The sequence below is a fragment of the Actinoplanes sp. CA-051413 genome, assembly GCF_050955795.1.
Classification (GTDB): Bacteria; Actinomycetota; Actinomycetes; order Mycobacteriales; family Micromonosporaceae; genus Actinoplanes.
In genome coordinates this window covers 5,313,410-5,326,801 of sequence record NZ_CP192100.1, presented here as the reverse complement: position 1 = coordinate 5,326,801, position 13,392 = coordinate 5,313,410, and the positions used below count along the sequence as shown (strand labels likewise).

The window sequence follows — 13,392 nt, the reverse complement described above, 5'->3', positions numbered from 1 at the left end:
CGGGTGACGGCGCCCGCCGGAGGCGCCCCGGCACCGGGAGCACACGATGACACTGACCGCCGGACCGCTCGATACGGAGTTCACGGCCGTGCTGGAGAAGAGCGGCGCGGACAACGGCTGGACGTACGTGATCATGCCGGGCTCGGCCGAGCTCTTCGGCACCCGCGGCTTGGTCAAGGTCCGCGGCACGGTCGACGGTGAGCCGTTCACCAGCTCGTTCATGGCGCTGGGCGACGGCCGGCACAAGCTGCCGGTGAAGACGGCCCTGCGCCGCCGCATCGGCAAGGAGGCCGGTGCCAGCGTGACCGTGCACCTGCTGGAACGCCTGAATTGACCGCCGGGCTCAGGCCGCGTGCAGGGTGAGCAGGGTGATCTCGCTCGGCGCGAAGATGCGGAACGGCGGCCCCCAGAAACCGGTGCCACGCGAGGTGTAGAGCTGGGTGCGCTCGCCGTGCCGGCTCAGGCCCTGCAGCACCGGCTGGTCCAGCCGGACCAGGTAGTGGAAGGGCCACATCTGCCCGCCGTGGGTGTGCCCGGACAGCTGCAGGTCGACGCCGTGCGCCACCGCGCCGGTGACCTGCTGCGGCTGGTGGGCCAGCAGCAGCACCGGCAGCTCCGGGTCGGCGCCGGCCAGGGCGGCCTCGTGGTCCATGTGGTGTCCGGGCACGCCCGAGCCCGCGGCCGTACGGTCGTCGACCCCGGCCACGACCAGGCTGTCGCCGTTGCGGGTCACCACCACGTGCCGGTTGTGCAGGGCCTCCCAGCCCAGCGAGGCCATGTGCTCGACCCAGCGCTGGGCACCGCTGAAGTACTCGTGGTTGCCGGTCACGTAGACCCGGGCCAGCCGGGCGCGGACGTCACCGAGCGGGGCCGCCTGCTCGCGGCGCTGGGCCACCTCGCCGTCCGCGATGTCGCCGGTGTGCGCGACCACGTCGGGCTCCAGCGAGTTGACGACGTCGACGACACCACGCGACCAGCGGGCCCGGTCGATCGGGCCGTAGTGGGTGTCGGTCAGCAGCACGACCTTCAGGCCGTCGAGCCCCTTACCGAGCCGGGGGATGCGCACGTCGATGCGGCGGACCCGGGAGACGCGCATCGCTTCGGCGTACCCCCAGAGGAGCAGGACCGTCGCGACCACCGCGACCGACGCCGTGACGATCCGGGACCGGGCCGGGTCGGCGACGCCGGCCAGGGCGAGCACCGCGCGCAGCACGTTGCCGAGCAGCGACCAGACGAACAGCACCCAGACGACGCCGAGCATGGTGTCGGCGGCCCGGGCGGCGCCGTCGCGATGGTGCCGGCCGTGCCCGCTGAACATCAGGAACGGGAAGGCCACGACGGCGACAGCGAACAGCGCGGTGCCGGCGGCGAAGACGGCGCCGGGCCAGTCGTTGCCGGACCAGACCAGGGTCCACCAGGGCACGCCGAACAACAGCAGGAGCACGGCGGCAACGATCAGGCCGAATCGCAGGGCGCGGCCGGGCCGGCGACGCGGCTCGGTCTCGACGGTTTCACCGACAGACACAGCAGAAGTCTGCCACGGCCCGGCCGGCGGACGGTCAGGGCGGCGGGGGTGGGGTGCCGATGCTGCGGATCAGTGCGGCCGGGACCAGCAGATCCGCCCGGTCCCGGGTGGCCGCGATCACCGTCGCGTTGCGTTCGTCGGTGCCGGTCGCCCAGCGGGCCGCGTCGTGCTCGTTCTTGCCGAAGCGCCGGTGCCGGTCGATCAGCCGGCGCAGCCGTGACTGCTGGTCCAGGTCGGCGTACCAGACCTCGTCGAGCAGGGGCCGGACCTGTTCCCAGCCGCCGGTCGGGACCAGCAGGTAGTTGCCCTCCGAGACGATCAGCCGGGTCGCGCGGGGCACTCCGATGGTGCCGGCGACCGGTTGTTCGATGACGCGTTCGAAGCCCGGCGCGTAGATCATCTCGTCGGTGTCCTCGCGCAGGCGGCGCAGCAGGGCGGCGTAGCCCAGCGGGTCGAACGTGTCCGGCGCGCCCTTGCGGTCGCGGTTGCCGAGCCGTTCGAGCTCCACGTCGGCGAGGTGGAAGCCGTCCATCGGGACGTGTGTGACCCATTCCGGGCCGGCCGTCTTCGCCAGTGCCGCGACCAGTTCCTCGGCCAGCGTGGTCTTGCCGGCGCCCGGTGCGCCGGCGATGCCCAGGATCGCCCGGCGGCCGTCGCGGACCAGCGCCCGGGCCCGGTCGACGAGCCCTTCGAACGTGACGGTCATGCCCGTACGGTACGGGTTACAGCCCCAGCCGCAACGCGGTGACACCGGCCGGGGAGAGCGGCCTTGTCATGGCGCGTACCAGGTCGCTGTGGATGACGCCGGGCAGCTGGGTGCCGAGCGCGCACAGCGCCGGATAGTGGTCGAGGACGTCGCGGTGGCTCAGCGCGCCGACCCCGATCAGCAGGCCGTTGACCGCCGACGGGGTCCGGGCCAGTTCCGCGCACAGCTCCATGCGCCACACCGGGTCGTCGACGTGCGTGGCGAACTCGCGGGCGATCCGGTTGCTCGCCGAGTACGTCTCGTCGGGTGCGGCGTGGCGACCGGAAGGGGCCAGCACCGGCGCCATCCGGACCACGACGCCCAGGTGCAGCGCCAGCTCCGGCACGGTGAGCACCTCGAGGCCGAACGAGCAGGTGTCGCAGAGCGGCCGGAACGTCTCGGCGTGCACCACCATGGCGGGCCGCGGGCAGTCGGCGGCCGGGCTGCAGACGGTGTCCATGATGATCTCGGCGAGCCGGCCGGCCTCGTCGAAGCGGCCGATCCCGAAGTACGCCGTCGGTGACTCGCGGTAGCGGGTCAGGGCGGCCTGTTCGCTGCCGTAGCCGTCGGGGTCGATCCCGATGCGGGGTACGCCGTGCTGTGCTCGGAGTTGGATGAGCCGGAACATCCTGTTCACTCCCCGGGGTCTTTGAGGACGCTGCAACCGGGGGTACGCAACAGGATGTCCGGCGGTTCACTCCTTACGCTGGGTATAAGAAAACTGGCGCCGGGCGCGGTGGCCCGTCAGCAGGAAGCAGTCGAATGTCACTGCGTGTAACGCGTACGTCGCGGCGGTGAGCGCCAGCAGCATGCCCGCCAGCACCAGGGCCAGCCGCGCGTCGAGCACCCGCCAGGCGGTGGGCAGCGCGGCGACGCCGAGGACGAGCCCAGCCTCGAGGGTGGCCTCGGCGAGTCGTCGCGTGCGGTCCGGTTTCATGCTCACACCTTCGCCGTGACGGCGGGTGTTCCGCTTCCCTCCGCAGCCGGATCGCGGCTATGACTTTCGGTAGAGGGACCGGCCCGTGCCGGATCCGCCGGCGCTGAAGAGAATGACCGACGCCGATATGTCGATCGGCGGCCCGGCGGCCGTGCTGGACACCTCGGAAACTGCGCCGTAACGTGGCCTGAACGGCCACGACGTGCCGCGGACCGGGCCCGGGGCCGAGTTGCGCGAACCCCGAAGCTTGCCGGGATGGCGACCGATAATGGTCATGTCCGTCAGGTGTGGGAGGAACGAACGGTGACCGTTGCGGCGCCGCCGGCATGGGAGTCCATGCCGGCGCTGATGTATCACTCCGTGTCCGCCGTCGGCGGCCCGCTGAGTGATCTCGCCGTGCCCCGCAGCCGCCTGGCCCAGCAGCTCGGCGCGCTCACCGAGGCCGGCTACCGCCTCGTCGGGCTGTCCGAGGCGCTCGACGAGCTGGAGCGCGGCAGCACCGACAAGCTGATCGCGGTCACCTTCGACGACGGCTACCGCGACTTCCTCACCGCCGGCGTGCCCGTGCTGGCCGAGGCCGGCGCCCGGGCCACCCTCTACGCCTCCGTCGGTCACCTCGGGACACCGGCCGGCTGGCTGGGCCGCTGGGCGCCCGACTTCGGCCGACTGCTCACCTGGGACGAGCTCGCCGAGGTGGCCGACGCCGGCATCGAGATCGGCAACCACAGCCTGCTGCACCACCCGCTCGACGTGCTCAGCGCCGCCCAGCTGCGCGAGGAGACCCTGCGCAGCAAGGAGGAGCTCGAGCAGCGGCTGCAGCGCCGGGTGCGCAGCTTCGCGTACCCGCACGGCTACAACGGCGCCAAGGTCCGGGCCGCGGTGCTGGCCGCCGGGCACGACAACGCCACCGAGGTCGGCCGGCGGCTGCACCGGCCGGGGGAGCGGCGCTTCGCCGTACCCCGGTTGCAGCCGACCCCGGCCATGACCGGCGCCGACCTCGTCGCCCTGGTCGCCGGCGGCGGCTCGCCGCTGGTCCCGCGGCTCAAGCAGCTCGCCCAGCCCGGCTGGCGGGCCGTGCGCCGGGTCGCCCGGGCGACCGGCCGGAACCTCACGTGACGCCGGCGCACCGGGCCGCGCGCGGGCTGACCCGCCGGCACCTCGTCGGTGGTCTCGCCGCGCTCGCCGCCGTGCCGGCCGCCGTCCTCGCCGTCCGCGCGATCGGTAGCGACGAGACCCCGGCCGAGGCCACCAGCTCACCGGGCCGGGCCGCGTCGGCGAAGCCCAGCACGAGCCCCACGCCGGCGGTGGTCACCAAGGGCGGCGGACCGGTGCCGTTCCGGCCCGGCAAGGCGATGCTCGGCGCCTACCTGGGGCTGGAGGGCAGGTCGCTGACCGAGAGCCTGGCCCTGCGCCGCAACCAGCTCGGCCGCGACGAGCGCATCGTGCACGTCTTCTACGACTTCACCGACACGTTGCCGCAGGCGGTCGAGGGCCTGCCGGCCAAGGCCACCCCGATGGTGTCCTGGCGCGGCTGCCCGCTGACCGACATCAACTCCGGGGCGAGCGACGCGCTCATCGCCCGGGCCGCGCGGCAACTCAAGCGCCAGGGCCGGCCGGTGCTGCTGCGCTGGGGCTGGGAGATGAACGGCGACTGGTACAAGTGGAGTGCCGCGCGCAACGGCAAGGACGGCCAGGGGTACGTGACCGCGTGGCGGCGCCTGCACCGCATCTTCGCCGAGGAGAAGGCCACCAACGTGTCCTGGGTGTGGAGCCCGAACTGGAACTCCGACCCGGCCGCGGAGTGGAACACCTTCGCGGCGCTCTACCCCGGTGACGAGTACGTCGACTGGGTCGGGGTCTCCGGCTACAACCTGCACCGCGAGACCCCGGACAAGCTGTTCGCCGGCATCTACCAGGCCTATGCCGCGCGCAAGCCCATCATGATCACCGAGGTGGGCTCGGTGGACCGGGGCGGCCGGACCAAGGCCGACTGGATCACGCTCTTCGCGCGCTGGGTGGAGGCGCACCCGGCGGTGGGCGCGGTGACCTGGTTCGACACCGACACCCACCCCGGGTACGAGGAGAAGTGGCGCATCGACACCGACGCCGAGTCGCTGGCGGCGTACAAGGCGATGGCGGCGAGCGCGCGGTTCAGCGGTTAGCTTTCTCGGCCGCCTCGATCGCGTTGCGGAACAGCATCGCCACGGTGGTCGGGCCCACGCCGCCGACCCGCGGGGTGATCGCCCCGGCGACCTGCGCGACCTCCTCGGCCACGTCCGGCAGCAGCCGCCGGCCCTCGTAGCGCACCCCGGCGCCGACGACCGTCGCGCCCGGCTTCACGTGCTCGGGCTGGATGATGCCGGGAACGCCGGCGGCGGCGATGAGGATCTCGGCCCGCTGGGTGTAGCGCTGCCAGTCCGGCACGCCGGTGTGCACGACCGTCACGGCGGCGTTCGCGGTCGGCCGCTTCTGCGCCAGCATCATGGCCAGCGGGCGCCCGATGGTCGCGCCCCGGCCCAGGATGACCACCTCACGGCCGGCGACCGGCACGTCGTGGTACGCCAGCAGCGCCTCGATGCCGGCCGGGGTGCACGGCCGGGGCCCGGGCAGGCCCACCGACAGCCGGCCCAGGTTGAGCGGGTGCATGCCGTCGACGTCCTTGTCCGGGTCGACGGTCAGCAGCGCCGCGTCGTAGTCGATGTGCGCGGGCGGCGGGTACTGGATCAGCAGGGCGTGCACGGCCGGGTCGGCGTTGAGCTGGTCGATCGCCCGCAGCAGGTCGTCCTGCGTCGCGTCCGCGCCCAGGTGCACGTGCGGCGAGACGAAACCCAGCTCGGCGGCCTGGCGCTGCTTGATCCGGATGTACCCGGCGCTGGCGTCGTCGTCGCCGACCAGCACGGTCGCCAGCGACGGCTGGACGCCGGCCTCGCGCAGCTTCGTCACGCGCTGCGCGACGTCGGCCAGGACCTCGTCGGCCACCGGCTTGCCAGGCAGCAGCCTTGCTTCATGCTCTACGGACATACAGCTTCCACTCCGGCGTGGGCACCCAGGCGGACGGCCCCCACGGCGAGCTCCCCGATGGTGGTCCCCATCCTCGATGCCGCCAGTCGCGTGTCCGCGTCAGTCTACGGCGCTGATGTAGAGGGTGCGGTAGGCGGTCGTGTCCCCGTACCGGTAGAGGCTCACCCGCATCCGTTGCGCGCCCGGCAGGCTCAGCGCTTCGCTCCAGGTCCCGTCCCCGGTGACCGAGACAGTGCGCTTGACCGTCGCGGCCCCCGACGGTCCGGTCACGCTGAGCGTGTACGGCCCGTCCGAGGCGACCAGCCCGGTCGCCGACACCCGCACCGTACGGTTCCCGGCCGCGTTGACCGGTCCCGACGGTGTCGCCGACAGTGCGGTCACGACGGTGTCGTGCGTGGCCCGCGACGTGGTGAACGACAGCCAGCTCGCCCCGGCCAGCACGGCCGCGACCGCCACCAGCGGCAGGAACTGGCGCAGCAGACGCCGGCGCCGGGCCTTCTCCTCGGCGGCGGCGCGCTGCTCGTCCTCCTCCAGCACCGCCGGCACGATCGACATCACCACGGTGTTGGCCTCGGCCATGCCGTTCAGCGGAAGCCGTACGGTGTTCTCGCCGACGCCGATCCGCACCAGCTTCTCGCCGACCGGCCGGGGTCGCGGCTCCGCGCTGTCCGCCGCGCGCACCCGGCGCGGCGGCAGCAGCCAGGTGGCGAGCACCGCCGCCAGCGTCACCCCGACGGTGGCCACGGTCCAGGCGAGCCGGTCGATGCGCAGGCCCACGACGTGGATGGCCAGACCGGCCACGATCAGCACGCCCATGCTCAGCGCGGGGGTGAGCACCGTACGCTCGACCGCGGTCAGCGCCCGGCGGCGGAACAGCACCCCCAGCAGCGCCATCCCGGGCAGGACGAAACCGAGCAGCAGCCCACCGGCGATGGCCAGGGCCTGCGGCGCGAACAGGACAGCCGCACCGGCGGCGACAGCCAGCGCGGCCACGACCCGGGAAAGCAGAGCGCTCACTGGACCCCCGTCCGGTAGATGCGGACAGTGCCGTTGTCGTAGAGCCGGTCCATCCCGGCCAGCGTGTCGAACTTGCCGAGCTGCCCGACAGTCAGCGGCGAGGTGATCTGCCCGGAGCGCGGGTCGCTCTCGAAGTACGCGCCGCTCTCCGGCAACTGGGTGCTCAACCGCCGGTCCACGACCAGGTACTGCACGTGGACGCGCTGCACCAGGTCGTCCTGCTCCAGCCCCCACACGTCGGCGTAGTACAGGGAACCCACTTCGCGTACGGGATCCTGGCGCCCGTACGTGGAAGCCAGCGAGACCGACGTCGCGTCGCCGCCGACCCGGTTGCCCGGGCCCAGCGTGGTGCGCTGCCAGTCGGCGGACGCCACCCCGTACGCGTCGACCGACCGCTCGTACCCGCCGGCCAGGTACGGCCCCGGCAGGATGGAGGCGATCGGCGGCCAGCCACCGGCCCGCGCCCCGATCATCAGCAGCGTGATCATCGCCGAGCCGGCCGCGACCCGGCTGTACAGGTTCCAGCCACCCGGCATGACCACGTCGATGGCGGGCGCCGCGGCCCGCCAGCGATGCCCGAACTCGTCCTTGGCCGGGATCAGCTGCACGCCCCGGACCAGCCCGATCGCGGCCAGGATGGAGATCGGGATATAGGTGAACGTGGACAGCCGCCCGGCGATCTCCGGGCCGTTCTGCCCCAGGAACCGCACCCCGTTGCCGGCGAAGAACACCATCCCGCCGACGACCGCGGCCCACCGCCACCAGTCCCGGTCGCGGCGGTGCACCATGTCGCGGGTGACCGCGAGATAGAGCACCAGCAGCCCGAGCAGGCCGGCGCCCTGCACCACGAGCTGACCCAAGGAGACGGGCGCGCTGGTCGAGGCCGGGTCGCTCTCCCCGGAAAAGAGCTGCGACACCGTACGCACAACCTGGTCGACCGGCTCCTCCAGATAACCGAGGACATCGGTGGCGACCAGCAGAATCCATGCCGCCACCACGACCGCGGCAGCCCCCGGCATGGCCAGCGCCGACCACCGGCGCGGCTGATCCACGACCAGCTCGGCGACGGCCAGCAGCAGCAGGGTCGCGACCAGGGCGAGCGCGGTGACGTGGTGGCTGACGGTGGTCAAGGCCATCGACACCACGGCCAGCGCGGCGAACATCCGGCCGCCCTCGGCCCGCCACCGGCGTACCGCCCAGATGGCGAGCATGAAGAAGGGGAGGGCGGCGGTCTGGTACAGGAACATCGAATTGAAGAACAGGTAGTGCAGGGCGGTCGCGTACGTGGCACAGGCGACGCCCGCGACGGCCGGGGAATTGCTGGCCCGTAGCACGACCGCGAAGAGCACGCCCACGAACACCAGGTGCGCGATACCGGCGACGATGACGCCGGCGGCCGTGACCGGCAGCCCGGTCATCTCCGCCACGGCGGCCCCGAGCTCGGCAAGACCGGGGAAGTGCTCGGCGGGCGGCAGCGCGGGGTTGGGCTGGAACAGCTCCCCGGACTGCACGATGATCGTGGTGGCCAGCCAGTGCTGCAGCTCGTCGGGGAACCGGAACTGATCCGGGCTGTACATCCACTTGAGCAGATACTGGTGCAGGGCCAGCCCCATGACGAGCAGGAACGACTCGGCGACCCCGGCCATCCGGCGGCTGAGCAGCCGGACGACGACCGGCGTGAAAACCACGACCTGACCGACCCAGTACGCGAACTGGGCGTTGCCGGTGCTGACCCGGCCGCCGGCGTAGGCCAGGGCGACCATGAGCACGCCGAGGGCCGAGATGGTCAGGACGGCGGGGGCGTGGCCCAGGTCGAGGGGCTCGCGGCGGGCGCGGGCTGGTTTGGGCGTGCGGCCGGGATCGGGCGGGGGAGCGACCTCGGTCCGCTGACCGTCACGCCGGCCGGGAACGACGGGGATGACGGCGGTGACGACATCGGTCGGCGGGGCGACGCTGGCGGTCGAGCTGACAACCGGGATGACGACGGTGTCGTCGGGTCCCCGCAGCGCGATGACTACGGTCTCGTCGGCGGGGGTCGGCTTCGGGGCCTCTGGCAGGGTCAGGATGACCGTGTCTTCGACGGTCGGCTCGGTGCGCAGAACGACCGTGTCCTCGAGGTTCGGTCCCTCCGGCTCCGGCTCCTCCTGTTCGGTTCCGGCCTGGTCCGGCTGGACCTGGTCCGGCTCGCCCTGCGCCGGTTCAGCCTGGTCTGGCTCGGCCTCGTCTGGCTCGGTCCGGATCGGGGCGGCCTGTGGCGGGCTGTTGCCGGTCAGGGTCCCGGCGGGCAGGACCAGCACCGCGGTCGCTTCGGGATCGCTCAGTTCTGGTGTGGTCTCAACCTCAACATCAGCTTCAGGTTCGCGCTCGGACGAAACCTCAACCTCAACCTCAGCTTGAGAGTTCGCGTCACCTTTCGTTTCTGCGACCTGCTCGTTGTCCGATTCGGTCGCAGAGTCTGCGGTCTCTGGCGCGGGATCGGCGTTGCTCTCCGCGGCGGCCTCAACGGGAGCGGCGGCTTCCGGCGCTTGCGCATCCTGTTCCGCGCTCACCTGCACCGCCTCAGCCGCTACCGTCGCCGCAGAGGCGTCCAGGCCGGTTTCGGTGGGCGGCTCGGCGTCCGTGCCGGGTCCGGTCTCGGGCGCGAACCCCGCCGGGGGTGTCGCCGTCTGCTCCGCCGCGACCGAGTCTGCGGGGCCGCCTTCGGCGTCGGCCGTGAGGTCGGGCGCGGCCGGGGCGGCGGGCTCCGGTTCCGCGCCGGCCGTGGCCGCGGATTGCGGTTGCGTGTCGCCCGTGGCTGCGGGCCCGGGCTCGGCGTCGGCCGTGGCTGTGGGTTCTGCTTGGGCATCGCCGGTGGCTGCGGGTTCCGATTCGGCGCTGACTGTGGTTGCGGGCTCGGGCTCGGGCTCGGCCGTGGCTGTTGGTCCTGCTTCGGCGTCGCTGGCTGCGGAGTCCGGTTGGGTGTCAGCCGCGGATGCGGGCGCGGTCTCGACGTCGCTCGCGGCGCTCAGGTCGGTCGCAGTCGTGGCTTCAGCCGCTGACACGGTTTCGGCTCTGGCGGAAGCGTCGACAACGCCGCCGGGCGCCCCGGCGACGTCGTCCGAGGGCACCTGCGCACCGGTCGCCTCCGAAGCTTCCGGCTCGTCCGCGACCTCAGGCCGCGGCTCCTCATCGCTCGACGTCTCTGACACCGCGTCGTCGTCCGGAGCTGGAGCGGGAGGCGTCACCGCGGCGGGGATCACGACCTTCGGCACCCCCGACGTGGTCTGGATGTCAGCCGCCGCCGGCCCGGACACGTCGGCACCGGACGGCGCCGCCGGGCGTACCCGGGCCGTCCCGCGCGCCGGCCGCGCCCCGCCACCCTCCTGGCCGGGCCGGCTCTGCCCCGGCCGATCGGGCCCGGGCCGGCTCGGCACCGGCCGGTTCTGGGCCGCCTGGTCCGAAATAGCCTGATCCGACAAGGGCTGCTCAGAAAAGGCCTGGTCGTGGTGCGTCCGGCTCGGTTCGGGCGCGCGCTGGTCGGCCGCGCGCTGGTCCGCCATGTGCTGGGCCTCCGTGGCGTCGGGGGACTCGTACTGCTGGATGGACGTCATCGGGGTCGCCGGGCGCAGCACCGGCCCCCTGTCCGGTTCGCCGGGTTCCGGGGTCGGGTGCGCGCTCAGCATGCGGCGGCCACCCCGGTCGGTCGAGCCGGGGTGGCGTACGCATTGACGACCGATCGCCACATCTGCTTCCTCCTGACCGAGAATGCCCGGTGCGGGGGGAAGTTTCCGGTGAACGGCTGAGTCGCCACGATCAGCGGCCGCTCCGGGCCTTGGCCCGGGCCGCCCGGCGGCCCTTCAGGTAGGCGCGCGGCCCCGCCAGCATGCCCTTGCGGTTCGCCGTCAGCAGTTCCCGCGGGAAGTCCTCGCGCAGCGTCGACACCCGCAGGCTGTCCTTGCTGGTCAGGTCGCGCAGGGCGCCCGGGGCCAGCTTGAGCAGCGGCCAGAGCAGGCCGGGCCGCTTGAGCAGCAGGCTGGTGTACGCGGCGGTCAGCCCGGCGCCGTAGCCCACCATCTGCTTGTGCAGCCCCTCGAGGTCGCGCCGGTGGTAGTGGTGGGTGACCGCCGTGGGCTGGTAGACGATCGTGCCGCCGCTGATCAGTACCTGGGTGAACGCCAGGGTGTCCTCGGAGCCCATCGCCGGGGTGCCGGCGCCCAGGGCGGTGTCCCAGCCGCCGATGCTTTCGATGACGCCGGCCCGGAACGTCATGTTCGCGCCGGTGCCGAACGGCGGCAGCGGGTACAGCGGGCTCTGGATGTGCGCGGTCGCCGGGCTGAACACGTCGGGCTTGAAACCGCGGCCCTTGCTGTGCCCGCCGAACTGCTCGAACCACAGCTGCGCCTGGGTCTCCAGCTCGGCCGGGACGATCACGCCGGAGACCACGTCGGCCTCCGGGTGTTCGACCAGTGCCCGGGCGACCTCGGCCAGCCAGTTGACGTCGGCGTACTCGTCGTCGTCGATCCAGGCCATGATCTCGCCCGGTGCCGCCGCCACCGCGGCGTTGCGGGCGAAGGACAGGCCGGCGCGCGGCTCCTTCAGGTAGGTGACCGGGCCGCGGCGGGCCGCCGAGCGGACGACCTCGGCGGTCGCGTCGGTGACCGGCGCGTTGTCGACGACCAGGATCTTGAAGTCGGGGTAGGCCTGCGCGAGCAGGCTGTCCAGGCATCGGGCCAGGGCGCCGGGCCGTTCCCGGGTGCAGACCACGACGGTGATCGGCGGGGCGTCGGCCAGCACCGCGCGGCGGCGGGCCAGGAACGCCGGCTCGGTCGCCGGCGTAATGCCGTCGATCGGCAGGGCGGACAGGCCCAGCTCGGCGAGCCGGGGCGCCAGGGCGGTGCCGAGTTCGGCGCCGATCGCGGCCGCCAGGTCGGCGGGCCGCAGACCCTGCTCCGGTACGTCGGTGAGCACAGTCCCCAGCGGTTCGGTGAACAGCCGGACCAGTACCCAGGCCTGGAGCACTCGCCGGCCGTCCGGGCCCACCCCGGCGACCGCCGGCAGCGGGTCGGACAGTTCCAGGTCGAGCACCGTGGCGGGCAGCACCTCGCCGCTGGGCTCGAAGGCGGGCGCGGTGATCATCTCGTCGGTGCGCTGCGCCGGCACCCACACCTTGCCGTTCACGCCGGCCCCGTTCACCCCGGCGGTCATCGGGTCGCTCCGGCCGTGACCGTACGGCGGGCAGCGACGGTCTCGACGACCCCGCCGACCCCGGCCGCGGCGACGCCGGCCAGCACCCCGCCGGCCTTGAGCGCGTAGTGGGCGCCCCGGCCGCGGGTGGCCGCGACCAGGTTGCGGACCACCGCCCGGGGTAGTGAGCGCAGGTAGTCGCGTTCCGAGCCGAGGCTCTCCGAGCCGTCCAGCAGGCCGGCCATGGCGACCTTGCCGCGTCCCTCGGCGTAGCAGCGGCGCAGGAAGAAGCCGAAGGTGGAGCTGCTCGCGGGCACCTCGTGGCGGATCACCGCGGCGGGCACGTACATCCAGCGGCCGCCGGCCAGCGCGCTCATCCGCAGGCACAGCTCGGTGTCCTCGGGCCGGTTCTGGCTGCCGAGCTTGCCGAAGCCGGTCCGGAAGCCGCCGACCGACAGGAACGTGTCGCGGCGCACGATCATGCTGGCCGACCACACGTTGCGCACCGGCGCGGTGGTCGTCGGCATCCCCGCGTACGAGCCGCCGACCGCCCAGAGGAACTCCTCCGGCATCCAGTTCGGCTTCGGGCCCTCCCAGGCCGGGTTGATGCCGCCGCCCGCGCCGACCACCGACGGGTCCGCCGCCAGCGGCTCGACCAGGAGCTCCAGCCACTGCGGGCAGGCCACCGTGTCGTCGTCGAGGAACGCGATCAGCGAGGTGCTGGTGTGGAACGCCCCGGTGTTGCGGTTGCCCGACACGCCCTGGGCGTACAGGTTCTCCAGGACGGTCACGCCGGCCAGGTCGCGCCGGGCCCGGCGGAACAGCGCCGGGTTGTGGTCGACCACGACGACGATCTCGGCCGGGGCGTACGTCTGCGACCGGGCCGAGGCGACGGTGCGCACCAGGGCGTTCCAGCGCTGCTCGGTGTGGGTCGGGATGACGATGCTGACGGCGGGGCGGGGGGTGGGTTCCACGCGGGTGCTC

General features: G+C 73.1%; 12 protein-coding genes and 1 riboswitch. Of the genes, 3 read left to right on the top strand and 9 right to left on the bottom strand.

The features are described 5' to 3' along the window. Window positions 1-46: 46 nt before the first annotated feature. Window positions 47-334 carry a DUF1905 domain-containing protein gene (locus ACQP2Y_RS25125; RefSeq protein WP_433717460.1) on the top strand — a complete coding sequence of 96 codons (288 nt, stop codon included), beginning with the start codon at window positions 47-49 and terminating at the stop codon, window positions 332-334. A gap of 9 nt (window positions 335-343) precedes the next feature. Here ACQP2Y_RS25125 and ACQP2Y_RS25120 read toward each other — a convergent pair whose 3' ends face one another. The 4 genes from ACQP2Y_RS25120 to ACQP2Y_RS25105 all read right to left on the bottom strand — a co-directional run bounded on the left by ACQP2Y_RS25120 (window position 344) and on the right by ACQP2Y_RS25105 (window position 3,207). Beyond that, window positions 344-1,525: a metallophosphoesterase gene (locus ACQP2Y_RS25120; protein ID WP_433717458.1), complete on the bottom strand. Its 1,182-nt coding sequence runs from the start codon at window positions 1,523-1,525 to the stop codon at window positions 344-346. 34 nt (window positions 1,526-1,559) lie between these two features. Next, the gene (locus ACQP2Y_RS25115; RefSeq protein WP_433717456.1) at window positions 1,560-2,231 is read right to left on the bottom strand and encodes a nucleoside/nucleotide kinase family protein; all 672 of its coding nucleotides are present in this window, start codon (window positions 2,229-2,231) and stop codon (window positions 1,560-1,562) included. Window positions 2,232-2,247: 16 nt separating this feature from the next. After that, a complete protein-coding gene (locus ACQP2Y_RS25110) occupies window positions 2,248-2,898 on the bottom strand; it encodes a hypothetical protein (RefSeq protein WP_433717454.1) in 651 nt (216 codons plus the stop codon). A gap of 66 nt (window positions 2,899-2,964) precedes the next feature. Beyond that, window positions 2,965-3,207 (bottom strand): hypothetical protein, encoded by a 243-nt coding sequence (locus ACQP2Y_RS25105; RefSeq protein WP_360833060.1) that lies wholly within the window; start codon window positions 3,205-3,207, stop codon window positions 2,965-2,967. Window positions 3,208-3,510: 303 nt separating this feature from the next. Between ACQP2Y_RS25105 and ACQP2Y_RS25100 the strand changes: the two genes are divergently transcribed. Both ACQP2Y_RS25100 and ACQP2Y_RS25095 read left to right on the top strand, forming a co-directional pair. After that, a complete protein-coding gene (locus tag ACQP2Y_RS25100) occupies window positions 3,511-4,323 on the top strand; it encodes a polysaccharide deacetylase family protein (protein ID WP_433717452.1) in 813 nt (270 codons plus the stop codon). Beyond that, on the top strand, window positions 4,320-5,369 hold the full coding sequence (locus ACQP2Y_RS25095) for a glycoside hydrolase family 26 protein (RefSeq protein WP_433717450.1): 1,050 nt from the start codon (window positions 4,320-4,322) through the stop codon (window positions 5,367-5,369). The genes ACQP2Y_RS25100 and ACQP2Y_RS25095 overlap by 4 nt, the downstream gene beginning before the upstream one ends. Here the strand turns inward: ACQP2Y_RS25095 and ACQP2Y_RS25090 are convergent. The 5 genes from ACQP2Y_RS25090 to ACQP2Y_RS25070 all read right to left on the bottom strand — a co-directional run bounded on the left by ACQP2Y_RS25090 (window position 5,359) and on the right by ACQP2Y_RS25070 (window position 13,382). Further along, entirely contained in the window at window positions 5,359-6,228 is an 870-nt protein-coding gene (locus tag ACQP2Y_RS25090; protein ID WP_433717448.1) for a bifunctional 5,10-methylenetetrahydrofolate dehydrogenase/5,10-methenyltetrahydrofolate cyclohydrolase, read from the bottom strand. The genes ACQP2Y_RS25095 and ACQP2Y_RS25090 overlap by 11 nt on opposite strands. A 16-nt stretch (window positions 6,229-6,244) precedes the next feature. Beyond that, window positions 6,245-6,328: riboswitch (ZMP/ZTP riboswitch) on the bottom strand. Then, window positions 6,328-7,245 (bottom strand): hypothetical protein, encoded by a 918-nt coding sequence (locus tag ACQP2Y_RS25085; protein WP_433717446.1) that lies wholly within the window; start codon window positions 7,243-7,245, stop codon window positions 6,328-6,330. (Overlaps the previous riboswitch by 1 nt.) Continuing rightward, window positions 7,242-10,967: a hypothetical protein gene (locus ACQP2Y_RS25080; protein WP_433717444.1), complete on the bottom strand. Its 3,726-nt coding sequence runs from the start codon at window positions 10,965-10,967 to the stop codon at window positions 7,242-7,244. Before ACQP2Y_RS25080 ends, ACQP2Y_RS25085 begins: the two co-directional genes overlap by 4 nt. A 70-nt stretch (window positions 10,968-11,037) precedes the next feature. Then, window positions 11,038-12,429: a glycosyltransferase gene (locus tag ACQP2Y_RS25075; protein ID WP_433717442.1), complete on the bottom strand. Its 1,392-nt coding sequence runs from the start codon at window positions 12,427-12,429 to the stop codon at window positions 11,038-11,040. Next, window positions 12,426-13,382, bottom strand: coding sequence for a glycosyltransferase family 2 protein (locus ACQP2Y_RS25070; RefSeq protein ID WP_433717440.1), 957 nt, complete (start codon window positions 13,380-13,382; stop codon window positions 12,426-12,428). The genes ACQP2Y_RS25075 and ACQP2Y_RS25070 overlap by 4 nt, the downstream gene beginning before the upstream one ends. Between the last annotated feature and the right edge of the window lie 10 nt (window positions 13,383-13,392).